This window comes from Amycolatopsis sp. NBC_01480 (genome assembly GCF_036227205.1).
GTDB lineage: Bacteria > Actinomycetota > Actinomycetes > Mycobacteriales > Pseudonocardiaceae > Amycolatopsis.
In genome coordinates this window covers 3658033-3679064 of the sequence record NZ_CP109442.1, presented here as the reverse complement: position 1 = coordinate 3679064, position 21032 = coordinate 3658033, and the positions used below count along the sequence as shown (strand labels likewise).

Here is a 21032-nt window from a genome sequence, read left to right as displayed (position 1 = left end):
CAAGGCTCGTTATCTTCGCCAGAAGCACTCGAGACCGCGTTCGAGTTCGCAGGGGGGACGTTCGCCGTATGAGTAATCCGTTGGTTGCGCCGCCGAAGGATTCGACGACGGCGGTGTCGGGCGTTCCGTTGCTGGAGGACGCGACCGGGCTGAAGTCCGCGATCGAGAGCAAGGACTGGGCCGGCGTGGCGATGGGCGCGGTGGGCACCGCGCTGGACGCGCTGACCGCCGTGATGGACCCGTTCGGCGCAATCTTCGCCGCCGGTGTCGGGTGGCTGATCGAGCACGTCGGACCGCTCAAGGAAGCGCTCAACGCGCTGACCGGCGACGCGGACCAGATCGCGGCGCAGTCGGAGACCTGGACGAACGTCGCCAAGGAACTCGAGAGCGTCGCCGGTGAATTGACCGCCCTGGTCAAGAAAGACCTGCAGAGCTGGACCGGCGACGCCGCCGACGCGTACCGCAAGCAGACGGACGACACCTCGGCGTTGATCAGCAGCGCGCAGAAGGGCTGCGAGGGCGCGGCCAGCGGCGTCAAGACCGCCGGCGAGGTCGTCGCCGCGGTCCGGCAGCTGGTGCGCGACACGATCGCGGAACTGGTGGGGCACCTGATCTCCTGGGCGCTTCAGGTGGTGTTCACGCTGGGCATCGGCATGACCTGGGTGGTCCCGCAGGTCGTCGCCGCGGTCGCCAAGACCGCCTCGAAAATCACCCAGGTGACCACAAAACTGGTCAAGGCGCTCAAGGCCTTGGTGCCGCTGCTGAAGAAGGCCGGCACCCTGTTCGAAGACGCCGGGAAAGCGTTGAAGGGCCTCAAAGGCGGCAAGGTCAAGGCGCCCGAAAAGCCCAAGGACATCAAGTCCCCCGACCCCAAGCCGAACACCAAGGACAACGGCGGCACCGAGACCGCGGGTGACAAGGGCGGTGGGGACAACAGCACCAACACCTCCGGCGCCCACAACGATCCCCCCGGCGACACCGGCGGCAAGAACGACCACGGCAACGGCAACGACGCCACGAACGACCCGGGCAAGGAACCCCCCGCCGGCAACAACGGCCCGGACGACCACACCTCCACCAGCAGCACCGGAAACGGCACCCCCAAGGGTGATCCGAAGAAGACGGCGGAGGACCCGGACAACCGCCCCTGCCTCACCGACCCGGTGGACCTCTCCAGCGGCGAGGTGATCTTCGAAGCAGTCGACCTCGACCTGCCGGAGCTGGTGGTGGAGCGGGTCCACATCTCGTCCTACCAGTCCGGACGCTGGTTCGGCCCGTCCTGGTCCTCGACCCTGGACCAGCGGCTGGAAGCCGACGCGGACCACATCCGCTACTTCGGCCCCAACGGCGTGATCCTGGTTTACCCGCTGCCCGCCCCGGGCAAGCCGGTCCTGCCGGTCGAGGGCGCCCGGTGGCCGCTGGCCGAGCACGAGGACGGCAGCTTCACGATCAGCCAGGTGCTGCCGGGCCGGAAGCTGAAGTTCTCCGGCCCCCGCGGCTCGCTGCTGCTGCGCGCGATCGACAACGCCGACGGCTCGCGAACCCAGCTGTCGTACGCCGAAACCGGCGCGCCGACGCTGATCACGCACTCCAGCGGGCTTCAGGTCGGTTTCCGCACCGACGGCCGCCGGGTCACCGAGATGCGGATGACCGGTACCGACGAGATGCCGGACGTCGTCGTGCGCAGCTACCACTACAACGACGAAGGACACCTCGCCGAGGTCGTCAACTCCTCCGGTCGGCCACTGCGCTTCGACTACGGCCCGAACGGCCGGATGACCGGCTGGCAGGACCGCAACGGGGTTTGGTACCGCTACGTCTACGACGCCCAGGGCCGCTGTGTGCGCACGGTGGGCGACCGCGGTTTCTTCGACGGCGCGTTCGAGTACAACAGCCGGGCGCGGATCACCTGCTTCACCGATTCCCTGGGCCACGTCTCGGAATACGAGTACAACCCCGAAGGCAAGGTCATCCGCGAGACCGACCCGCTGGGCAACGTCACACTGTCGAAGTGGGAGCGCTACGGCAAACTGCTCTCCCGCACCGACCCGCTCGGGCACACCACGTCGTTCTCCTACGACGAACGGGGCGCGCTCGAATCCGTGACGCGGCCCGACGGCTCGATCCTGCGCCTCACCGAGGAACCCGACGGGCTGACGATCGAAACCGGCTCGCTGTCCCGTTTCTATCCTCGGAACGAGACGCCGGACCCGTTCACCGAGACGCTCGGCATCGCAAAGCCGCTGACCTCCGCGCAGGCCGCCTGGACGCGCGGCGACGCGGATCCCGCGCCGGTGGACCGGGACATGTTCGGCCGGCCGCGGTCGGTGCTCAACCGGTCTCAGCAGAGTGTCGCGCTCGGCTGGACCGTCGACGGGAGCGCCCGGCTGCGCGTGCTGCCTTCCGGTGTGCGCGAAACCCGCGGTTACGACGCGGAAGGCAACGAGGTCGAGCGCGTCAACGGCGCGGGGCTGGCCGAGCGGACCGAGTACGGCCCGTTCGACCTGGTCACCGCGACGATCGACCCGTCGGGCGCCCGGACCAGCCACACGTACGACACCGAGCTGCGCCCGATCACGATCACCAACCCGCTCGGGCAGAGCTGGACCTACGGCTACGACGCGGCCGGGCGGCTGGTCGAGGAGACGGACTACGACGGCCGCACGCTCCGCTTCGGCTACGACGGCGCGGGCCGGCTCGTCTGGTCGACGAACGGGGCGGGCGAGCGGACCGAGTACGACTACGACGTGCTCGGCAATCTCGTCGAACGCCGGAACCCCGCCGGCACGACCCGGTTCGGCTACGACGCGGTCGGCCAGATGACCGCCGCGACCATGGCCGACGTCGAACTCCGCGTCGCTTATGACGGCGAGGGCAACGTCCTGAGCGAGTCGATCGACGGCCGGACGCTGACGTACGTCTACGAAGACGACGGCACCGTGCGGTGGCGGACTCCGTCCGGGATCGACGGCGTCTGGAGCTTCGACCAGAACGGGCGGCCCACGTCGCTCGTGATCGCCGGCCACACCGTGCGCTTCGAACACGACGAGGGCGGTCGGGAGATCTCGCGCATCGTCGATGGCGGCGTCTCGTTCACGCAGTCCTTCGACGTCGACGACAACCTGGTCGGCCAGTCGGTGCAGGCCGCGGGGGCGCCGCCGCGGCACCGCCGGTTCAGCTACCGGCAGGACGGGCTGCTCACCGGGATCGACGACGACGCGGCCGGGCGGACCCGGCTCGTGCTCGACGCCACCGGCCGGGTGACCGAGACGCACAGCGCGGCCGGCAGCGAAACCTTCCGGTACGACCCCGCCGGAAACGTGGTGGAGACCCGTGAGCCCGGCCGACTGCCGAGCGCGGGCACGCGCCGGTACGTGGGCAACCGGCTGGTGTCCGCGGGCGCGGTCTCCTTCGAGCACGACGCCCAGGGCCGGGTGATCACCCGGAACGAGGGCGGGCGGATCTGGAAGTACCTGTGGGACAGCCAGGACCGGCTGCTCGCGGTCGCCACCCCCGAGGGCGAGCGGTGGCAGTACCGGTACGACCCGATCGGCCGCCGGATCGGCAAGCAGCGCGTCGTCACCTCGGCCGCCGGCGCGCCCGTGCCCGCCGAGTCGTACGAGTTCACCTGGAGCGGCGCGCTGCTGGTGGAGCAGGTCTACGTGGACGAGGCGCAGACCCGGCACGTCACCGTCTGGGCGCACCACCCCGAAGACAACCGCCCGATCGTCCAGGTCGAGCGCTCGGCAACACTGGACGAACGGTTCTTCGCGATCGTCACCGACCTGATCGGCCGGCCGACCGACCTCGTCGACGCGGCGGGATCGCCGGTGTGGCACGGAACTGCGGGCCTGTGGGGCCGCGAGTCCGGTGCGGCGGCCACTCCGCTCCGTTTCCCAGGTCAGTACGCCGACGCCGAATCGGGCCTGCACTACAACCTCTACCGCTACTACGACCCGTCGACCGGCCGGTACCTGAGCCAGGACCCGCTCGGCCTCGGCCCGAACCCGAACCCGCTCGCCTACGTCGCCAATCCGCTGGCGGACCGCGACCTGCTCGGCCTCGCCTGCGGGAAGAAGGACGGAGGCGGCGCCAACAAGACGAACGACCGTCCGGGCGGCGGCAACAACGCGGGCAACATCCCCCGCAAGATCCTCAACTGGTTCCGCAAGCCGTTCAAGAAGAAGCCGAAGGAAACGCCGGCGGCACCGCCTCCGCACACGGACCCGAACCCGCCGCCGCCGCCGAAGTCCGATGGCAAGTACAGCAACGGGCAAAAGCCGATGCTGGACAAGTACGAGAACGAAACGGATCCGGCGAAGGAGCCTTTCCCGGGCCAGTCGGTGAAACGCCTGGACGACCAGCAACGGGAAGAGCACCGCGTATACATCGACAGCAGCGGAAATATGCGAAACGCGAAGGACGGCACCCTTTTCGACACCAGCACCGCGACTGACATCCACCACGGCACCGGAGACGGCCGGGCGATCTACACGATGGATCAGCACGGCAACATCTACGCCTCGAACTACCAGGGCGCCGGCGACTTCCACCACTCGACCTTGGCGAACGGCGAACCCGTCGCGGGCGCAGGCGAGCTGACGGTGAAAAACGGTAAGGTGACCCTCGTCAACAACACCAGCGGCCACTACCAGCCCGGCCTCAGCCAATTGCAGAACATCACCGACGAACTCAAGGCCAACGGCGTCAATCCACGCGTCGAAGGCTTCGGCGGCATGCACCTGAACTTCCCAGGGGGCCCGATCACATGACCATCGACCACCGCGGCGAAATGGACGCCCTGATCTACCCCCTGTTCAGCGCCCCATCCATAGACCGCGACGAGGCCGCGGCTTTGGTGCGCGCCATGTCCCGCGGAACGTATTTCCCGCACACCATGGCGGCTTATTCGACGGCCATCTCGCAGGCGCTGGCACAATCGGATCCGGTGACGGCGGCGTTGGAGCCGCCTTATACCGAGGCTCAGGTGCGCGAGTTCCTGGGGCTGATGCTCGAAGAACTCGAGAAGGCCAAACCGTGGCCTGGAACCGATTGATTCCGAAACTGACCGCAGCCGGGTGCGGTCGCCGGCCGAGCGGGGTCTCGGGTTGAAGCAGACCCGACGATCCGGCCACCCGAGCGAGCTGCCGACACGACCCGGTGACCAGGGGTTCCCAGGGCCGGCAGGCGACATCCGGCACGTCACGAACCGTGACGGTTCCGGGCCCCGGACATCAACTGCGCACCAGGGCGCACAGCCCCCGACGACCGCCCGCTAAACTCTCCTCGCGGGCCGCTAGCTCAGTTGGTAGAGCAAGGGACTTTTAATCCCTGGGTCCAGGGTTCGAGCCCCTGGCGGCCCACCAGTTTTCGCAGGTCACAGTGTCTTTCTCCGGACTCGGCGCAGATGACGACCAGCCCCGGCACATTGCCGGGGCGACACCGGTAGCTGGTCAGGCACGACCCCCCCCCCGGACCGGGTCCCCAGATTCAGCCCCGTATCCCTGGTACTCGACGCGTTTCCAGCCGTCACAAGGCGCAGATCGCGGGCTCCCCGACTATGCGGCACCAGCCCGGGAGACTACTCTCAGTACGACCGTCGCCACTGAGTCGAGGAGGCTCCGATCATGTCGTCGCAGGTCGATCTGAACAGCCCGCCAGGGGTCGATCCGACCCGCGCGAGTGTGGCCCGCGTTTACGATTACCTGCTGGGCGGCAAGGACAACTACGAGATCGACCGCACGACCGCCGACCAGCTGGCGCACTCGATGCCGGAGGTGCGGGACCTCGCGCTCGAGAACCGGGCGTTCCTGATCCGGGCATGCCGGTTCCTCGCGACCAGCGCGGACATCGACCAGTACCTCGACTGCGGCTCGGGCCTGCCCACGGCGGAGAACGTCCACCAGGTCGTGCACCGCATCCGGCGCGAGGCGAAAGTCGTCTACTCCGACCACGACCCCCTCGTCACGGCGCACGGCCGCGCCCTGCTGGACGACCTCAACCAGGTCCGCTACGTCGAAGGCGACATCTTCAACCCCGACAGCATCCTGGAGAACCAGGTCGTCCAGGCCCACCTGGACTGGAAACAGCCGATCGCGCTGTTCTTCGTCGCGACGCTGCACCACCACAAGGGTGAACGGCACGAGCCGGCCGAGGTCATGCGCCGCTACATCGACGCGCTGCCGTCGGGCTCCTACGTGGTGATCTCGCACATCCTCGACCCCGCCGACGCCTCCGAAGACGCGACCGCGATGGCGGAACTGATGGACGCGGTCCGAAACGGCTCGCTCGCGGGCGCCACCGCACGCACCTACGCCGAAATCGGCGAGCTCTTCCACGGCTTGGAATTCGTCCCCTCCGGCCCGACCGGCGAACCCGGGCTCGTCCCGCTGGTCAGCTGGTGGCCGGACGGACCGCGGCTCAAACCGCTCAACGTGGCACAGCGGCTCTTCGTCGGCGGCATCGCCCGCAAACCCTGATCACTGGCCGGACGCCAAGCATCAGCAGCCACGCCGTGCGCTAAGTGATCCAGGTGCGGCCCGCCGGACAGCGGGCCGCACACTGCGCCGGCACCGGTCTGTTCGCGCTGCCCTCTCGCCTCGTGAAACAGGCTGAGCTCAGCCTGTCGAGATACGGTCGTCCTGTTCGTCATCCTCTTCGACCGACTTGGTTCCCGGCGAGACGGAGGACATGTGCAGTACATGCTGCTGATCTACAACTGCGAGCGGCCCGAGCCCGGTGATCCCGGCTTCGAAGACGCGCTGGCCAGCGTGAACGCGTTCGCCGACGAGTGCCGGCGCCGCGGGGCGTTCGTAGGTGGGCATCCGTTGCAGGGTGAGCACACTGCGACCACCGTCAGCGTCCGCGACGGGAAGACGATGATCACCGACGGGCCGTACCTCGAGACCCACGAGCACCTCGGCGGCGCGTACATCCTCGACTGCGCCAATCTGGACGAGGCGCTGGAGCTGGCCGCGATGTGCCCGATGGCCGCGGTCGGCTCGATCGAGGTCCGGCCGATCGCCGGCGTTCCGGGACTGGAGCAGCCGGCAGCCGCGGGCGAATGACGGCGTCGCCCGGCTCGGTGGTGGAGCGGGTCTACCGGGAGCACCGCGCGCGGATGCTGGCCGCGCTGATCCGCGCCCTCGGAGACTTCGAGCTGGCCGAGGACGCGTTGCAGGACGCCTGCGCGCTGGCCCTGCGCAAGTGGGGCGACGCCCTGCCGGACGACCCGGTCGCCTGGCTGCTGACCGCGGGCCGCAATTGCGCGATCGACCGGCTCCGGCGCGCCCGGCTCGGGCGGGAGAAGCTCGCGTTGGCCGGGCGGCCGGAGGCGATCATGCCAAGCGACGAGGGCAGCCTGCACAGCGTCGGCGACGAGCGGCTGAGCCTGATCTTCACCTGCTGCCACCCGGCGCTGACCGAGGACGCGCGGGCCGCGTTGACCCTGCAGGCGGTGGCCGGGCTGACCGCCGGGCAGATCGCCCGCACGTTCCTGGTCGCCGAATCCACCCTGGCCCAGCGCCTGGTGCGGGCGAAACGCAAGATCCGCGACGCCGCGATCTCCCTGGACGTGCCCGCCGACCACCTGCTGCCCGAACGGCTTTCCGGCGTCCTCGCCGTGGTCTACCTGATCTTCACGCAGGGCTACACCGCGGCGCACGACCAGCCCGAGCACCACACCCTGCGCCACGAGGCGATCCGCCTGGCCAAGCTCATCGCCACCCTGATGCCGGACGAGCCGGAGGCACTCGGGCTGGTCGCGTTGCTGCTGTTGCACGATTCCCGCGCCGCCGCCCGTTACGACGACGCCGGCGAGGTGGTCCTGCTGGCGGAGCAGGACCGTTCCCGCTGGGACGGCGCGGAAATCGCCGAAGCCCTGGGCCTCCTGAACCGGGCGCTACGGCTGGAGGCGCCCGGGCCGTATCAGCTGCAGGCCGCGATCGCCGCCCTGCACGTCCAGGCCCCCTCCGCGGACCGGACGGACTGGCCGCGCATCGCCGCGCTGTACGCCGAGCTGCTCGCGGTCGCGCCGTCGCCGGTCGTGGCGCTGAACCACGCGGTCGCCGTCGCCGAGGCGACCGGCCCGGCCGAGGGCCTCGTCCTGCTCGACCGGATCGACGGGCTCGGCAACTACCACCTGCTGCACGCCGCCCGCGCCGACCTGCTGCGCCGCCTCGGCCGCACCGGCGAGGCAGCCGCGGCGTACCGGCGCGCGTACGAACTCGCCGCCAACCCCGCCGACCGGCGCTTCCTGGCCGGTCGCCTGCTCACTCTCGACACTCCGGAGGCATCATGAGGCTCGCCATCCTCGATCACGGCCACCGCCGCCGCGCGAAGGCGTTTTTCACGCTCACATCATTGCGGTCGCATGTGGACAGTCCTGACATCGTGAAGACCCTGTTGTACCGTCCCGATTTCTTCGCCCGGCCACTGCTGGAGCTGACCGCCGACGCGATGCGCGGCCCCTCGTACTGGACGGCCGCGGAACGGGAGTTCCTGGCGATGTCGACCGCGCAGTGGCACGAATGCCCGTTCTGCTTCGACACCCACGCCGAGATCGTCCGGATCGCCGCGCACGGCGAGATCGACCCGGACGACGCAGGCTCCGCCCGTCCGGAAGTCCGCCGGATCCGCGAGTTCCTCGACGCGCTCAACCGCGACCCCGGGCACGCCGAGGCCGTCAATCTGCCTGGCCAGGCGGTGCGGGAGGCCCTGCGGGTGCAGCTCGTGTGGAACGTGGTCAACCGCCTGGCCAACGCGTTCGGGTTCGTGCTGCGTGACGGCCAGCTGCACAGCGGAACCCGCGCGCTGCACCGGTTCGGCTACCGGTTCCCGGGTTTCCTGCTCGCCGGCGGCGATCGCACGAAGCACGGTGACGCGGTGGCGGACCTCCGTCACGCCGTCCTGGAAGCGCCCGCGACCACCGATCCTGCGCTGCGCCGAGCCGCCGCGAACGGCACCGCGGTCCCGGAGCTGTGGCGGACCTTCGTCGAAACCGTGCGGGACGCGTCGTACAAGGTGACGGACGAGGACATCGCCCGGTTGAAGGCGGCCGGGCAGACCGAGGACCAGATTTTCGAGGTGACCGTCGCCACCGCGGTCGGTGCCGCCCTGCGGGTCTTCGACGCTGGTCAGGAAGCAGTCCGCGACAAGACTCCGAGCTGAATCGAGCGGCCTGTCGAGAACGGCGGCCCCCGTTCGTCCTCCGCTGCGTCAATTGACGACCACGGAAAAGGACCGGTCATGCCTGGACAGATCACCTGGATCGAACTGCCAACCGCCGACACCGCCACGGCCCGCGCCTTCTACCACAGCCTGTTCGGCTGGGACACCAGCGAATTCGACGGCGACTACCACGTGATCGACAACGGTCCCGTGGGCGCGATCGCCCCGCGCGGGGACGGCTTCAGTCACCCGCGGATCTACTTCGCCACCGACGACATCGACGCCTCGGTCAAGCGCCTGCACGAACTCGGCGGGACGAGCGGCGACGTCCAGCCCATCCCGGGAATCGGCCGGATCGCCCACTGCCAGGACAACCAGGGCACGCCGTTCAGCCTCCACGAACCCGCGCAGGGCTGAGGCCCCCGAGACGAAACGGGCCGGTGGCCGGGATGATCCTCCCGGCCACCGGCCCCTCCCCCTGCTTTCCCGCGACTCCCCTTACGGCTGGTAGATCTCCTTGACCACGGCAATGCTGTCGCTGCCGTCGACCTGGATTTCGGCGAGCGGCGGCGTGGCGCCGGTGAGGGCCTGCATCAGCTGCTCCGGGCTGCACGGCTGGGTGCCGCGGCCCTGACCGTCCACAGTGACCGAGTCGTTCGAGCACAGGGTGCTCGCGCTGAACACCTGCTCGTTCTCGTGCAGCGGCAGGCGGTAAACCTTGGTGTCACCGGGAACCGGCACGAAGTGGCCGTTGTCGGGGCCGCCCGCCTGCCAGGTCACCAGCTGGAACCGGGCCATGTTCGCGGCGGTGTCGTAACCGGTGAACTGCACCGTCTGCGTGGTGTTCGGGAACCGCTGGGCCGGCTGGTTCGACGGCGCGGTCCCGGTGCCCTTGCTCGGCGCGGTCTCGATGCGGAAGGCGGTGCCGCCGTCCTTCCCGCAGTACACGACGCCCTGGGCGCCGTCCGGGTCCGCGGCCTTGGCACAGTCCCAGTGTCCCTCGATGTCGAGCACGCGGCGGCCCGGCCCCTCGCCGTTCGGCTGCTTCGCGTAGTAGTCGGTGATGACGTTGAACGCCTCGGTGCAGCCCGGGGTGCCTTCCGCGGTCGAGTCCGCGATCAGGTCGACCATCGGGCCGCCGGGCGGGCCGACTTGCCCGCCCAACGTGCTGCAGTTGACGTCACCGGACGAACCGCCGTCGGAACTCCCGGCCGCCGAGCCGGCCTTGGCCTGCGACGGCGCGTGAATCGCCGAGGCGTCCGCGGCGTTTTTGACCTGAGTGGCATTTCCGGCCGCGCCGTTCCCACTGCAGGCGGAAAGGAATGCGGCCATCGCAACCGCCCCGCCCACCATTACCAGCTTCATCGGCTTGATCGCGGTGACTCGCATTTTTGTGCCCCTTTCGCGTCTGCTGAAATCCTCTATGCAAAGGGAGACGTGAGGCGCCAGAAGACGTTGCACCGGGAGTCCGGCCGGGCGGAAGGTTGCCCCTCAGGCCTGCCCGGGACTGTCCGCGAGGGCACGATCGCGGCCGTCCCGGCAACCCGGACGGCTCCCGAAGGTCGGCCTGACCTGCAGGATGTTCAAGGCGTCGGCCGGGGGGACGAAGACGGGGACGGCGAAGGCGAGGCCGCGCACTTCACGTCGGCCTTGGGGAGCTGGCCGGTGAGGAGGTAATCGACGACGGGTTTGTCGACGCAGGAGTTCTGGTCGAACAGGAATTGCCCGTGGTTGCCGCCCGCGGAAAGGACCAGCCGGGAACCGCGCATGGCCTGCTGCATGTGCAGCGCTCCTTCGACAGGGGTGGCCGAATCGTCTTTCGCCTGCACCAACAGCACCGCGGGCGCTTTCCCGGACCCGATTTTGACCGGCGGCGCGGTCGGCGCCTTCCAGAACGCGCACGAAGCCGAGTACCAGGTGTTCAGCCAGGCGAACAGCGGTGCTTTCCGGTCGGCCCGCACGGTGTCGGAGTGCCAAGTCCGCCAATCCGACGGCCATTTGTCGTCGGCGCAGTTGTACGCGAGCTGGGGCCCGTCCACCCGTTGCAGGGCGAGCTGGCCCGCGGCCCCGATGAGCGCGGCGGGATCGCCGGCGTGGAAGTGCGAGACAGCGTCGGCGAGGGTCGGCCAGCTCGCGTCGGTGTACATGGACGAGGCCAGCATTTCGTCCAGCTCCTCGCTGCCGACCTTGTCCCCGGCGGGGTGGGCGGCGAGCGTGTCGCGGATGGTGTTCCACGTCCCGCCGACCGCGTTGCCGGTGGTGCCGAGGTGGTATTTCGCGTCGTTCGCCCCGGTCCACGCGAAGAACTGCCCGGCGCGCCGCTGCAAGGCCGGGTCCTGCTGGTACGCCGTCTGGTAGGTGCTGACCGACGGGTCGACGACGCTGTCCAGCACGATCCGGCCACTGGTGGCGGGGAACATCGTCGCGTAGGTCGCGCCGAGCTTCGTGCCGTATGAGTAGCCCAGGTAGTCGAGCTTGTCCTTGCCGAGCGCGATCCGCATCCGGTCCATGTCGCGCGCCGCGTTCTGCGTGGTGATGTACGGCAGCAGGTCGCCCGCGTGCTGCGCGCACGCGTCGGCGACCTTCCGGGCGATGTCGAGGCGCTTTTGCTCCTGGTCCGCGGTCGTGGGCCGGTTGACTGGCATGGGCGTCGGGAACAGGCCCGACGTGTCACCGCAGTCCACCGGCGAACTGGCGCCGACCCCACGCGGATCGAAGCTGACGACCATGTACTTGTCGCTGAGTTCGGGCGGCAGCGAAGCCCAGACGAGCTGAGCCGTGCCGATCCCGGATTCCCCGGGACCGCCGGGGTTGACCATCAGAATGTTCGGCGCATCAAGCGATCCGGCCGCGGCCATCGTGAGACTGATCTGTTTACCGGCCGGCTGGACGTAGTCGAGCGGCACGCTGATGTTCGCGCAGCCGGTTCCCCTTGGTGCGCCCAGACCCGGCGGGCATTCCGCCCACTTGACCCCGGCTGCCGGCGCCGCCGACACCGGTGCCGCAGCCAGCAATGCGGCACCCACACCAGCCGTTACGGCCAGGCATACCCCTCGGACAGTCATGCTTCCCCTCCCGAAACGATCATCAGCCCATCAGTAACACGCCCCACCACGACGAGCCACCCCCAGCACCGGAACGGGCAGCAAACCAGGCCGAAAGGCCCCTCATCTGATTCCGGAAAACGAAAGAATAGTTCGACGTAAAACGCGGCTCACGCGAAATCGGGAAAAGTGAAAATATGAGCGACTGCGCTTCGCCTTGGCTGTCCCTTTGCTGGTGGGCCGGCTGCTCACCAAGATGCGGTCGGCGTCGGCCGCCCCGCCCGGCCAGTGGTGGCGACTCCGGTTGCCCGTATGCCACGATTCGAACGCGCTCTTGGCTCGGTCCCGCATAGCCGGGTTGCGGTCGGCAGACCAGCGGAGGTGGTCGTGTTCAAGTGGTTCAGGCGCCGGAAACCGAGCCTCTGCCTTGATTCCGGCTCGGCCGTTTCAGCGCAGTCGAACGCGCGAGTCACGCCGAGCGGCACCAACCCAGTCGGCGGCAGCACGATCAACAGCTGCACCGTCGGCAGCGGCGCGATCGGCGACGGCAAGTTCGGCCGCACCGGCACCATCGGCGGTCGCACAGGCGGCGGTCGCACAGGCGGCGGTCGCACCATCTCCGGCAGCACGGTCAGCGGTCGCGGCAAGACCAACCGCGCCGACCAGCTCCTGACCGAGCTTGCCGCGCTCGGCGAGAACTCAGGCTTCCTGTCCTCCTCCGGCAGGCAGCGCACCCAAGAGATCGGCGCCCAGCTCAACCGCCGGGGCGGCCAGCGAAAGATGCTCAGCGCCCACCGAGCCATCACCGCCCAGCTCGGCCGCGAGGCTGTCCGCGAACTGGAGGTCACCTGGAACGGGATCGGCTCGTGGGCCGGATGAGCCGCACTCTTCCCAGTCAGGTGGGGTAGACGGCACCGTCCCCGCCGGCCCGGATACGCAACAACGCCGCTCACCAGCCGGACAACCAAGGGCCTGCCCACTGCGTTGGCCGTGCAGCAATGCCCCGCCAGACCGGGCACGCAACGCCGCCGCTCACCAAGCCGGACAAGCAAGGCCCCGCCCACCGCGGTGGGCGTACAGCAATGCGCCGCCGAGCCGGGCACGCAACAACGCCGCCCACCAAGCCGGACAAACAAGGCCCCGCCCACCGAGTTGGGGGTACAGCAATGCCCTGCCAGGCCGGGCACGCAACAACGCCGCTCACCAAGCCGGACAAACAAGGCCCCGCCCACCACGTTGGCCGTACAGCAACGCCCCGCCAGACCGGGCACGCACCAACGCCGCCCACCAAGCCGGACAAACAAGGCCCCGCCCACCACGTTGGGCGTACAGCAATGCGCCGCCGAGTCAGGCGTCAGGCAGCGTCCCGCCAGACCTCAGGCTCGCGCCTTCTCGAGGCGGAGCGACTGGAGCAAGGTGGCTCCACCACCGCCCGTCAACCAGGCGGTGGCGGGCGGTCACCTACCAGCGCTGACCGCCCGCTCAGCCCCCTCCCACTCAGCCGATCCGACCACCGGCCGACTCGGCCGTCTGCCGTCAGCTCGCGAGCACCTCCTCGACGGTCACCTTGTTCGGGTAGAACGCAAGGTGGTCCTTGATGTCCGCGACTGCGTCGTACGGCGCCTCGTACGTCCACACCGCGTTGTCGCCGTCCGCGCCGAGGGACGTGATGCTGTAATACGACGCCTCGCCCTTGTACGGGCAGTACGTCTCGTGCTCGGTGCGGGCGAGGCCCGACAGGTCGACGTCCTCGCGCGGGATGTACTGCACCGCCGGGTAGCCGGCCTCGTACAGGGCCTGGGCCCGGGTGGTGTCCGCGACGACCTTGCCGCCGATCTTCACCACCACACGCGCCGGGTTCGGCTCCACCGTGATCGGGTGGTCCGGGCCGGGAATCTTCTGCTGCTTAGCCTGGGTCATGGTCTCCTCTTCCGCGAACGCCAAGGCCGGTGGTATGCCGCCGACACAGGTAGCAACCCGCCACCACCGCCGACTCTTCCCACCATAGGAGCGACCACCGACAAAAACGGCGTCCGCACGACGCAGCAAGGCCGGCACGATGACCCGGCGACGGCACTCCTCGCGCTCCGGAAGACCGGGGGTGGCGAGGTGCGCTTGCGCCCCAATGTGGCGTTGGTTGCTCCAGCCCTGCCCCACCACCACCCTCAACGGAGGCGCTCCGCGCCCAGCCCCGATTCCACGCACCGAACGCCACATTGGGTGCGTTGAGCGCACCGAACGCCACATTGGGGCGTTCGGTGGAGCCCGATTGATCAGCGCTTCTCTCCGGCCAAGAACCCTGCGGCGGGCAGTCGACCCGCAAGACCGCAGGCCCCGGCACTTAGTGCAGGCCCACCGACGAAGCATCAAACCAGGCCCAAGTCAGGCCCAGCCCGGGCCCACCGACGAGGGCCCCGGCCCAACCCAGGACCAGGACCAGAGCACCCGACCAGGCCCAGCCCCAGCTCAGCCCGCCGCAACCCGCCGCGGCGCCGTCCGCCGGAGCCAGTACAGGCCGATCACCGGCAGCACCACCGGGATGAACAGGTAGCCCTCGCCGTACACCGACCACACCGTGGCGTCCGGGAAGGCCGCCTTGTCGAAGATGCTGAGCGTCCCGATGGTCAGCACGCCAAGCAGTTCGACCGAGCACGAGACCAGCGCGACCCGCCACCACCGCTCGCCGCCGCGGGCGAGGGCGAACGTCGCGAGCAGGTAGACCACCGCCGCGAACGCCGACAGGGAGTAGGCGAGGGGCGCTTCGTGGAACTTCGTCCCGATCTGGACGCCGGCGCGCGACGTCGCGGCCAACGCGAAGATGGCGTACACCGCGACCAGGACCCGTCCGGGCCCCGTGGCCGTCCTACGCGCTTGCTCCACTCCACACCTCGTTCAGTCGCAGCACCATCACCGGGATGGCCAGGCAGGCGATGCCGAGCACCACCGTGCTCGACCGGCTCCGCTCGGCCAGCGCCCACATCGCCCCGACCGGCAGCACCACCAGGCAGCCGATCAGGTAGGCCAGGTACGTGGCGATGCTGCCCGGCTTCTCGCCGCTCGCGAGCAGCACGATGCCGACCACCAGCTGGGCGACGAGCAGCAGCTCCACCACGCCGAGCGCGACGAGCAGGACGGTGTCCGGGAGCTTGTTGCGCATCGACTGCACGAAGCTCCACAGCGCGACCAGCAGCGCGGAACCCGCCACCACCATCGCGAAACCGAAAATCACCCGTTCCTCCTCAAGCCACGCCCGGCCCAAACTACCGCCGGTCCGATCACCCCGGTCCCCCGGAGCCCAGCCGACGTGGTCCGGACCACGGACCGGGTGTCCCGTGTGGACTCGAAGCTCCCCGGAGCCGGTGAATAGATCACCGAATCCACCTGATGGCAATCCGCCAATTTCGGGGTACATTTGGGGGACCGGGCGGGCTACCAGCACTGACGACAGAAATGCATTGTGTTACACCTCTTCTGGGTGGTTTTCTTGCACGGGGGAATCACCCAGCGTCCTCCTCGACCGTGCCTGTCGGCACTTTTATCCCCCCTGATCAGCCCAGTTGAACCCCCGGGTTGGCGGATTGGCCGTGACACCTCCGGCATGCGGGAATATTTCTTGTCACAACAACGAGCTGCGTATCCGGAAAAGTGCGCATAGGGGGCCAGTCCATGGACATCCGGTATGAAGCGTTCTGCTTCGCCGATCCGCTGTTCTTCGACGAGCAGCGGGAAACCGGAGAGCCCGCCGACGATTTCGCCGCCGAGCTGCCCCACGCCGGCGCCGGATGGACCACCGGGACCCGCGGGATCTGGCGCGTGCTGCACCCCCGGGACGTCGAACTTCCTGATCAGGGCTGGAAAATCCACGTCTCGGCCGGGATGGGCAACGCCGGCCGGGTGCTGGCCGCAGTGCACGAGTACTGCGTCGGCCACCGGATCTCGTACAAGCACCTACGATCCCGCGCGATCCTGCTCGCCCGGAACTCGAAATACGCACCGCGCGACGGCAGCGGCAAGCTCGTCACTATTTATCCGACCGACAACAACGAGCTGGCCCGGGTGCTCGAAGATCTCTCCGAGCAGCTGCGCGGCGAACACGGGGCTTACATTCTGAGTGATCTCCGATACGGCGAAGGTCCACTTTACACGCGTTACGGCGGCTTCACCGAGCGCTGGGTCGAACACGAGGGCAACCGGGTGCTGGCGATCCGCAAACCCGATGGCACGCTGGTTCCGGACCGCCGTGAGCCCACTTTCTCCGTACCGGATTGGGTGAATATTCCAATCTGCCTGGACAAAAGCCTCGCGGCCCGCAAGGCGGGCGACCCGGCCGAGTTCCCGTACCGCGTGACCAGCTCCTTGCACTTCTCCAACGGCGGCGGCGTCTACCTGGCCGAACGCGAGGCGGACGGCGAGACCGTCGTGCTGAAGGAGGCCCGGCCGCACGCCGGCCTGGACCGCGCGCTGGTCGACGCCGTCGCCCGGCTGCAGCGGGAGCACGAGGTGCTGGCGCGGCTGGCCGGCATTCCCGGCGTTCCGGACGTGCACGAGCGGTTCACCGTCTGGGAGCACCACTACCTGGCCATGGCGCAGATGCCGGGCACCTCGCTCGGCAACTGGCTCGCGCTGAACTACCCGCTCACGCGCCGCGACAGCACCGAGGCCGACCTGCACGCCTACCGCGACCGCGCGCTGGCCGTGCTCGCCGAGGTCGAGCGGATCGTCGGCGACCTGCACGGGCGCGGCATCGTGTTCGGCGACCTGCACGCGCTGAACATCCTGGTGGACGAAGACGACCAGGTCTCGCTGATCGACTTCGAGATGGCCGCCGACGTCGAGTCCGGCGAGCGGCCCGCGCTCGGCGCCCCCGGTTTCCGCGCCCCGGCCGACCGGCACGGCTTCGACATCGACCGGCACGCGATGGCCGCGCTGAAGCTGTGGATCTTCCTGCCGCTGTCGACGCTGCTGGAGCTGGCTCCGGCGAAGCTGCGTGGCGCCGCGGAGTTCGTCGAACGCCGCTTCGCGTTGCCGACCGGCTATGCCGACGAGCTGGTCGACGTCCTCGGCCCGCGGGAGGCGCCGATGCCGCCGGCGTCGACGCACACCGAACTCGACGAAGACCGGCCCGACTGGTCGCTGGTCCGCAAGCAGGTCGCCGAGGCCGTGCTGGCGACGGCGACGCCGGAGCGCACCGACCGGCTGTTCCCCGGCGACATCGAGCAGTTCCGCGTGGGCGGCGCCTGCTTCGGCGTCGGGGCGGCGGGGGTGCTGCACGCGCTCGAGGTCGCCGGCGCCGGCCGTCATCCCGAGCACGAGCAGTGGCTGCTCGACGCCGTGCGCCGCGAGCCGCCCACACGGCCCGGGTTCTACGACGGCAGCCACGGAATCGCCTACGTGCTGGAGAACTTCGGCCACCACAAGGCGGCGACGGAGCTGCTCACGGCGTCACGCCAGCTGGTCGAGCAGACCACGGACCACGCGCTCGAGGGCGGGCTGGCCGGGATCGGCCTGACGCAGCTGCACTTCGCCGTCAGCCGCGGCGACAACGAGTTCGGCCGGCAAGCCCTGACCACCGCCGTCCGCCTCGGCGAGGCGCTGGAGACGGCGGCACCGCCCGGCAAATTCGCGCGGGCCGGCCTGCTCAGCGGCTGGACGGGCCCGGCGCTGCTGTTCATCCGGCTGTTCGAGCGCACGGGTGAACGCGCCTGGCTTTCGTTCGCCGACCAGGCCCTGCAGCGTGACCTCGAGGAATGTGTGCTGGCCGACGACGCTTCGCTGCAGGTCCGCGACGGCGAACGGCGCACGCTCCCGTACGCCGGCATCGGCAGCGCGGGCATCCTGATGGTCGCGGAGCAGCTCGTGCGCCACGAACCGGGCGCCACCGCCGGCGAAAGCCTGCCCGGCCTGCGCGAATCCTGCCGCGGCGAGTTCGTGATCCACCCCGGCCTGCTCTACGGCCGATGCGGGCTCGCGACCGCGCTGTCCTTCGGCGCCGACCCGGCCCCGCAAATCCGCGAAGCCATCGACCTGCACCTGGCCCGCCTCGCCTGGCACGCGGTTCCGTTCCGCGGCGGCCTCGCCTTCCCCGGCAACCAGCTGCTGCGGCTCTCGATGGACGTCACCACCGGCGGCGCGGGCATCCTGCTCGCCCTGTCGGCCCTCATGGACGGCAAGGAGGTGCTGCCGTTCCTCGGCCGCACGCCGTCCCCCCACACCTCCGGCCACTGAGACCGGCGGAACAAGAGAAGGGAACATCATGGAACTGGTTCTGGAGCTGCAGGCCCTTGAAGCCCCCGAGGCCCTCGACGGCCACGGCGGCGGCGGGGGCGGCGCGCCGAGCAACCTGAGCCTGCTGGCCTCCTGCACCAACAGCACGCTCAGCTTGCTGACCTGCCACTGAACCACCGGCGTTTGACCCCGTGAGGAGGTGCGGGAGCGGCACAGGCCAAGTGCGCCGCTCCCGCACCTTTCATTCTGCCCCGCCGCGGGCTGCTGGTCACCGGGTTGAGCCGGCTGGGTTGGGGTCGGGGGACTGAGTTCACCGGCTCGGGTTCACCCGGCCCAGGTCCTCGGCCTGGACTTGTCGGCCTGGGTTCATTGGCTCAGCGCCGCCTGGCTCGGGTCCCATCCGGCTCAGGGCTGTCGGCTCTGGTCGGGCCTGCCCGACGGAGTTCCGAGATACGAAGCGTTTCGACGTGATCGAGGGAGTGAGATGGCGCGCTCGGCCACCGACCCACCGCCACCCACGACCGACCACGGCCTGTCCGCCGCTGACCACGGCCTGCCCACCGCTGACCGCCGTCACCCCGACCGGCTATCCGCCGATCAACAGGCTGCGGTCCGACCAGTCGCTCGATCCCGCACCAGCCAGCCACCCGCCAACCAGCCCCCCACCCAGCCTCACACCAACGAGCCACCCGCCCACCATCAGGCGGCCGACCAGCCTCACACCGCCGAGGCCGCCCACCACCAGCCCACCACTCGACCTCGCACCGACCAGCCGGCCGCTGACCGCCAAGCTGTGGACCGACCCGTCGCTCGGCCTCACGCCGACGAGCCCGCCCACCACAAAGCCGCGCAGCCTCGCGTCGACCAGCCGCCCGATGGCCAGCTCGCCGATCAATCCGCGCCCCGCCACCAATCCGCGGATCGGCTGCTTCGCCGGGTCGCCCGGTTGGACCGGCCGCGGCTGGTGGCCGTGATCGTCACCGCGCTGGCCGCGACGGCCGCCAGCCTGCTGCTGCCCAGTGCGCTCGCCGCGGCCGCCGACGCCGTGATCGGCGGGCATTCCGGCTGGCGGCCCGTGCTCTGGCTGCTGCTGGTCGGCGGGGTGGAGATCGGCGCCGACGTCGTGGGCGGAATCCTCATCGCGCGGCTCACGAGCTCCGCGAGCGCCTGGCTGCGGCGACGGGTGGCGGATCGGCTGTTCGCGCTCGGCACGCGGTCGCCGTTCGCGGAGGGCGACGCGATCAGCCGGCTGACCGGGGACTGCGTGGGCGCCGGCGGGATCGTCCCGATCGTCGTCCAGCTCGGGTCGGCGACGGTGATCTCCACCGGCGCCGTCGTGCTGCTGGCATTGCTCGACTGGCGCCTCGCGCTCGTGTTCCTCGGCAGCATCCCGTTCGCGCTGCTGCTCGCGCGCACGCACCTGCGCAACACCGCCGACGACGTCCTCGCCTACCAGCGGGTGTCCGGCGAGCTCGCGGCCCGGCTGCTCGACGCCGTCGCCGGGCTGCGCACGATCGCCGCGTCCGGGACCGCCGACCGCGAGGCCGAGCGCGTGCTCCGACCGTTGCCGCGCCTCACCCTCGCCGGCCGCGGGATGTGGCGCACCCAGGCCCGGATGGTCTGGCGCGCCGCGCTGCTGCTGCCGGCCGTCGAGCTGGTCGCGCTGACCGCCGCGGGCTTCGGCGTGCTGGACGGCCGCCTGACCATCGGCGACGTGCTCGCCGCGCTCGGCTACGTGGCCCTCGGCATGGGCCTCGTCACGCAGATTCCCTTGCTCACCACGCTTTCCCGCGCGCGTTCGTGCGCGCAGCGGCTCGCCGAGGTGCTCGACGCCGACGCCCCGGACCGCGGCCGCCTCGGCCTGCTGCCCGGCCACGGCACGCTGGAATTGCGCCGGGTCACCGTCGGCACCGCGCTCACCGACATCGACCTCGTGCTCCCGGCCGGCACGTTCACCGCCGTCGTCGGCCGCTCCGGCTCGGGGAAGTCCACTTTGGTCGGTGTGCTCGGCGGACTGCGCGTGCCCAACGCCGGCGAGGCCCTCCTGGACGGCCGCGGCCTGCACCGACTCCGCCCCGAAGAGCTGCGCGCCGTCATCGGTTACGGCTTCGAGCGCCCGGCCTTGCTGGGAACCACCGTCGCCGACGCCGTGGGCTACGGCTCGTGGGCCGGCGACACCGCAGTCCGCGGCGCCTGCCGGACCGCACAGATCCACGACGTTGTCGCGCGCCTCCCGCACGGCTACCAGACCCCGCTCGCCGAAACCCCGCTCTCCGGCGGCGAAGCCCAGCGCCTCGGTCTGGCGCGCGCGATCGTGCACAACCCGCGCGTGCTCCTGCTCGACGACGCCACCGCAAGCCTCGACACGGTCACCGAAGCCGCCGTGGAACACGCGATCTCCGCCGTGCTGCCCGGCCGGACCCGCGTGGTCGTCACCCACCGCACGACCACGGCCTCCCGCGCCGACGCCGTGGTGTGGCTCGACAACGGACGCGTCCGCGCCGTCGCACCGCACGCCCGGCTGTGGCGGCTGCCCGACTACCGCGCCGTGTTCACCGAAGAATCCGAGGAACCCGCGTGACCGCCCGTCAGCTC

17 protein-coding genes and 1 tRNA gene are annotated in these 21032 nt (G+C 69.9%); 12 read left to right on the top strand and 6 right to left on the bottom strand.

Going from position 1 to position 21032, the window contains the following annotated elements; translation table 11 throughout:
• Window positions 1-68: 68 nt before the first annotated feature.
• The 8 genes from OG371_RS17540 to OG371_RS17505 all read left to right on the top strand — a co-directional run bounded on the left by OG371_RS17540 (window position 69) and on the right by OG371_RS17505 (window position 9585).
• Entirely contained in the window at window positions 69-4772 is a 4704-nt protein-coding gene (locus OG371_RS17540) for an RHS repeat-associated core domain-containing protein (RefSeq protein WP_329070535.1), read from the top strand.
• A complete protein-coding gene (locus OG371_RS17535; RefSeq protein ID WP_329070533.1) occupies window positions 4769-5056 on the top strand; it encodes a hypothetical protein in 288 nt (95 codons plus the stop codon). Before OG371_RS17540 ends, OG371_RS17535 begins: the two co-directional genes overlap by 4 nt.
• 234 nt (window positions 5057-5290) lie before the next feature.
• Window positions 5291-5366, top strand: a tRNA-Lys gene (locus OG371_RS17530).
• A 261-nt stretch (window positions 5367-5627) separates the two neighbouring features.
• Window positions 5628-6479, top strand: a complete 852-nt coding sequence (locus OG371_RS17525; RefSeq protein WP_329070531.1) for an SAM-dependent methyltransferase — start codon at window positions 5628-5630, stop codon at window positions 6477-6479.
• Window positions 6480-6692: 213 nt separating this feature from the next.
• Window positions 6693-7067, top strand: coding sequence for a YciI family protein (locus tag OG371_RS17520; RefSeq protein ID WP_329070529.1), 375 nt, complete (start codon window positions 6693-6695; stop codon window positions 7065-7067).
• On the top strand, window positions 7064-8299 hold the full coding sequence (locus OG371_RS17515) for an RNA polymerase sigma factor (protein WP_329070527.1): 1236 nt from the start codon (window positions 7064-7066) through the stop codon (window positions 8297-8299). The genes OG371_RS17520 and OG371_RS17515 overlap by 4 nt, the downstream gene beginning before the upstream one ends.
• Window positions 8296-9168, top strand: a complete 873-nt coding sequence (locus OG371_RS17510) for a hypothetical protein (RefSeq protein ID WP_329070525.1) — start codon at window positions 8296-8298, stop codon at window positions 9166-9168. Before OG371_RS17515 ends, OG371_RS17510 begins: the two co-directional genes overlap by 4 nt.
• Window positions 9169-9246: 78 nt before the next feature.
• The gene (locus OG371_RS17505; RefSeq protein WP_329070523.1) at window positions 9247-9585 is read left to right on the top strand and encodes a VOC family protein; all 339 of its coding nucleotides are present in this window, start codon (window positions 9247-9249) and stop codon (window positions 9583-9585) included.
• A gap of 81 nt (window positions 9586-9666) precedes the next feature.
• Here the strand turns inward: OG371_RS17505 and OG371_RS17500 are convergent, their stop codons facing one another.
• Entirely contained in the window at window positions 9667-10557 is an 891-nt protein-coding gene (locus OG371_RS17500) for a hypothetical protein (RefSeq protein ID WP_329070521.1), read from the bottom strand.
• Window positions 10558-10751: 194 nt separating this feature from the next.
• Window positions 10752-12074 (bottom strand): alpha/beta hydrolase, encoded by a 1323-nt coding sequence (locus tag OG371_RS17495; RefSeq protein WP_329070519.1) that lies wholly within the window; start codon window positions 12072-12074, stop codon window positions 10752-10754.
• A gap of 519 nt (window positions 12075-12593) precedes the next feature.
• Here OG371_RS17495 and OG371_RS17490 point away from each other — a divergent pair.
• Window positions 12594-13091, top strand: coding sequence for a hypothetical protein (locus tag OG371_RS17490; RefSeq protein WP_329070517.1), 498 nt, complete (start codon window positions 12594-12596; stop codon window positions 13089-13091).
• A 657-nt stretch (window positions 13092-13748) separates the two neighbouring features.
• Here the strand turns inward: OG371_RS17490 and OG371_RS17485 are convergent.
• The 3 genes from OG371_RS17485 to OG371_RS17475 form a co-directional block, all read right to left on the bottom strand.
• On the bottom strand, window positions 13749-14132 hold the full coding sequence (locus tag OG371_RS17485; RefSeq protein WP_329070515.1) for a DUF427 domain-containing protein: 384 nt from the start codon (window positions 14130-14132) through the stop codon (window positions 13749-13751).
• Window positions 14133-14678: 546 nt separating this feature from the next.
• Entirely contained in the window at window positions 14679-15092 is a 414-nt protein-coding gene (locus OG371_RS17480; protein ID WP_329070513.1) for a hypothetical protein, read from the bottom strand.
• On the bottom strand, window positions 15076-15441 hold the full coding sequence (locus tag OG371_RS17475) for a hypothetical protein (protein WP_329070511.1): 366 nt from the start codon (window positions 15439-15441) through the stop codon (window positions 15076-15078). The genes OG371_RS17480 and OG371_RS17475 overlap by 17 nt, the downstream gene beginning before the upstream one ends.
• Before the next feature lie 437 nt (window positions 15442-15878).
• Between OG371_RS17475 and lanKC the strand changes: the two genes are divergently transcribed.
• Both lanKC and OG371_RS17465 read left to right on the top strand, forming a co-directional pair.
• Window positions 15879-18437 (top strand): class III lanthionine synthetase LanKC, encoded by a 2559-nt coding sequence (lanKC, locus tag OG371_RS17470; protein ID WP_329070509.1) that lies wholly within the window; start codon window positions 15879-15881, stop codon window positions 18435-18437.
• A gap of 28 nt (window positions 18438-18465) precedes the next feature.
• On the top strand, window positions 18466-18609 hold the full coding sequence (locus OG371_RS17465) for a SapB/AmfS family lanthipeptide (protein ID WP_091629618.1): 144 nt from the start codon (window positions 18466-18468) through the stop codon (window positions 18607-18609).
• 414 nt (window positions 18610-19023) lie between these two features.
• On the opposite strand, the gene OG371_RS17460 is transcribed toward OG371_RS17465, so the two are convergent.
• A complete protein-coding gene (locus OG371_RS17460; RefSeq protein ID WP_329070505.1) occupies window positions 19024-19332 on the bottom strand; it encodes a hypothetical protein in 309 nt (102 codons plus the stop codon).
• Between the two features lie 51 nt (window positions 19333-19383).
• Here OG371_RS17460 and OG371_RS17455 point away from each other — a divergent pair, with 51 nt between their 5' ends.
• Window positions 19384-21018, top strand: coding sequence for an ABC transporter ATP-binding protein (locus OG371_RS17455; protein WP_329070503.1), 1635 nt, complete (start codon window positions 19384-19386; stop codon window positions 21016-21018).
• Window positions 21019-21032: the final 14 nt, after the last annotated feature.

Excerpts from the sequence above, each read along its gene's own strand:
- OG371_RS17540 (WP_329070535.1), top strand. The coding sequence starts at position 69 with ATGAGTAATCCGTTGGTTGCGCCGCCGAAGGATTCGACGACGGCGGTG.
- OG371_RS17535 (WP_329070533.1), top strand. The coding sequence starts at position 4,769 with ATGACCATCGACCACCGCGGCGAAATGGACGCCCTGATCTACCCCCTG.
- OG371_RS17525 (WP_329070531.1), top strand. The coding sequence starts at position 5,628 with ATGTCGTCGCAGGTCGATCTGAACAGCCCGCCAGGGGTCGATCCGACC.
- OG371_RS17515 (WP_329070527.1), top strand. The coding sequence starts at position 7,064 with ATGACGGCGTCGCCCGGCTCGGTGGTGGAGCGGGTCTACCGGGAGCAC.
- OG371_RS17510 (WP_329070525.1), top strand. The coding sequence starts at position 8,296 with ATGAGGCTCGCCATCCTCGATCACGGCCACCGCCGCCGCGCGAAGGCG.
- OG371_RS17505 (WP_329070523.1), top strand. The coding sequence starts at position 9,247 with ATGCCTGGACAGATCACCTGGATCGAACTGCCAACCGCCGACACCGCC.
- OG371_RS17500 (WP_329070521.1), bottom strand. The coding sequence starts at position 10,557 with ATGCGAGTCACCGCGATCAAGCCGATGAAGCTGGTAATGGTGGGCGGG.
- OG371_RS17485 (WP_329070515.1), bottom strand. The coding sequence starts at position 14,132 with ATGACCCAGGCTAAGCAGCAGAAGATTCCCGGCCCGGACCACCCGATC.
- lanKC (WP_329070509.1), top strand. The coding sequence starts at position 15,879 with ATGGACATCCGGTATGAAGCGTTCTGCTTCGCCGATCCGCTGTTCTTC.
- OG371_RS17465 (WP_091629618.1), top strand. The coding sequence starts at position 18,466 with ATGGAACTGGTTCTGGAGCTGCAGGCCCTTGAAGCCCCCGAGGCCCTC.